The following is a 2523-nucleotide window of genomic DNA, read 5'->3' as shown; positions in this document are numbered from 1 at the left end:
CGCCCCCCGCCGAGCCGGCCGCGCCCGCGGCGAGCCCGGCGACCCAATGAGGGAGTCCTCCATGACGCAAGCGCTCGCGCGCCTCGCTCTCGCCGCCGGCCTCGCGCTGTCGCTGGCCGGCTGCGAATCGATGGAGAAGTTCAACCCCTTCGTCGAGAAGGAGACGCGCCTGCCCGGCTCGCGCCAGCAGGTGTTCCCGGAAGGCGTGCCGGGGGTCGACTATTCCGCCGCGCCGTCGCAGCCGAGCAATTCCAACGCCGTCCTCGACCGCCTGCCGGACCCCGCGGCCAAGCCGGGCCAGCAGACCAACTGACCGCGCGGCGCGCCCGCCCCGGCGGGCGCCGTGCTAGGCTGCGGCCGCCGCTTCTCCTTCCAGACCCCGCACGCAGCAGGGGCGACGAGCCGAATCCATGTCCTTCACCCTCGCCATCGTGGCCGGCCCAATGTGGGCAAGTCCACCCTGTTCAACCGCCTCGTGGGCAAGAAGCTCGCGCTGGTGGACGACCGGCCGGGCGTGACCCGCGACCGGCGCGAGGGCGAGGCGCATCTCGGCGACCTCACCTTCCGCATCGTCGACACGGCGGGCCTCGAGGAGGCGGACCCGGCGAGCCTCGAAGGGCGCATGCGCGCCCAGACCGAGACCGCCATCGCCGATGCCGACGCCATCCTGTTCATGATCGACGCCCGCGTCGGCCTCACCCCCGCCGACCGCGCCTTCGCGAGCCTGGTGCGCAAGTCCGGCAAGCCCACCCTCCTGGTCGCCAACAAGAGCGAGGGCCGGGGCGGCGAGGCGGGCCGGCTTGAGGCGTTCGCGCTGGGCCTCGGCGATCCGATCCCGCTCTCCGCCGAGCACGGCGAGGGCCTGTCCGAACTCTACGACGCCCTGCTCGACGCGCTGCCCGCGCAGACCGCCCTCGCCGAGGACGACGCGGATGCGGACGACGTGGAGCCGGCCGAGGACGACGCCGAGGGTGCCGACGCCAAGCCGAAGCGCCCCATCAAGGTGGCGGTGCTGGGCCGGCCCAATGCCGGCAAGTCCACCCTCATCAACCGCCTGCTCGGCGAGGACCGCCTGCTCACCGGCCCGGAGGCCGGCATCACGCGCGATTCCATCGCCGTGGAGATGGAGCACAAGGGCGTGAAGCTGGAGGTGTTCGACACCGCCGGCCTGCGCAAGCGCGCGCGCATCGACGACAAGCTGGAGAAGCTCTCCGCCGCCGACGGCCTCAGGGCCATGAAGTTCGCCGAGGTGGTGGTGGTGCTGATCGACGCCACCCGCCCGTTCGAGGAGCAGGACCTGCGCATCGCCGATCTGGTGGAGCGCGAGGGCCGCGCGCTCGTCATCGGCTACAACAAGACCGACCTCGTGCCGCGCGGCGGCCTCGCGGCGAAGCTGCGCGAGCAGGTGGACCACCTGCTGCCGCAGGTGAAGGGGGTGCCCATCGTCGCGCTCTCCGGCGCCACCGGCCACGGGCTCGACAAGCTGGTGGAGGCGATCGTCTCTGCCCACAAGCGCTGGAACAAGCGCATCGCCACCAATCCGCTCAACCGCTTCCTCCAGGAGGCGACCGACGCGCACCCGCCGCCGGCGGTGTCCGGCCGCCGGGTGAAGCTGCGCTACATGACGCAGCCGAAGGCGCGCCCCCCGTCCTTCGTGCTGTTCTGCTCGCGCGCCGACGCGGTGCCGGAGAGCTATCTGCGCTATCTCTCCAACGGCCTGCGCGAGACCTTCGACCTGCCCGGCGTGCCGATCCGCATCGCTTTGCGCGAAAAGGCCAACCCCTACGCCGATTGAGCGCATCGGGCGGCTCGGGTTAAGTTCACCGGGCCGATTCGCCGCGGATTCCGGCGGCGGTCCGGTGCGGGGAGCCCCATGGCCATTGATTTCGACGCCGGCCGACGCCGGACCCTCCAGTTCGCCGGCCTGATCGCCGCCGGCGCCGCGCTCGACGCGCTGCTGCCCGCCGTGGCGGCGGACGATCCGGACCTCGCGGCCATCAAGGCGCTGAAGCCGGGCGAGTTCGTCTGGCATCCCGAGCGCGCGCCCGACGGCTTCGTCGCCGTGGTGGTGAACCTGTCGGACCAGATGGCCTACGTCTACCGCAACGGCGTGCGCATCGGCGTCACCACGGTGTCCACCGGCAAGGAGGGCTTCGGCACGCCCACCGGCGTGTTCACCATCCTCCAGAAGGACGTGGACCACCATTCCTCGCTCTATAACGACGCCTCCATGCCCTATACCGAGCGCCTCACCTGGTCCGGCGTGGCGCTGCATGCGGGCGGGCTGCCGGGCTATCCCTCCTCGCACGGCTGCGTGCACCTGCCCTTGGCCTTCGCCAAGCTGCTGTTCTCCATCACCCATCTCGGCACCACGGTGATCATCGCCGACAACCATTCGGCGCCGGAGGACGTGCTGCATCCCGGCCTCGTCATGAGCGAGAACCTGGAGCAGGAGCTGGCGGTGGCCGCCACCGGCCAGGGCGCGCCCCAGGACGGCCAGACGCCGCAGGCCCCCGGGGCGCC

General features: G+C 71.9%; 2 protein-coding genes and 1 pseudogene. All 3 read left to right on the top strand.

The annotated features are described in order from the left end of the window. Positions 1-61: 61 nt before the first annotated feature. Positions 62-313, top strand: coding sequence for a hypothetical protein (locus AC2W7M_RS23670; RefSeq protein WP_486135397.1), 252 nt, complete (start codon positions 62-64; stop codon positions 311-313). 97 nt (positions 314-410) lie between these two features. Further along, positions 411-1795: pseudogene (gene der / locus AC2W7M_RS23665) on the top strand (ribosome biogenesis GTPase Der). 78 nt (positions 1796-1873) lie between these two features. Then, on the top strand, positions 1874-2523 hold a 650-nt coding region (locus tag AC2W7M_RS23660), incomplete at its 3' end, for a L,D-transpeptidase family protein (protein ID WP_486135396.1).

The organism is Xanthobacter sp. BG11Y11_SDJG (assembly GCF_057364445.1).
Note: the sequence above shows the minus strand (reverse complement) of the source record. Positions and strands in the feature narration are given on the sequence as shown.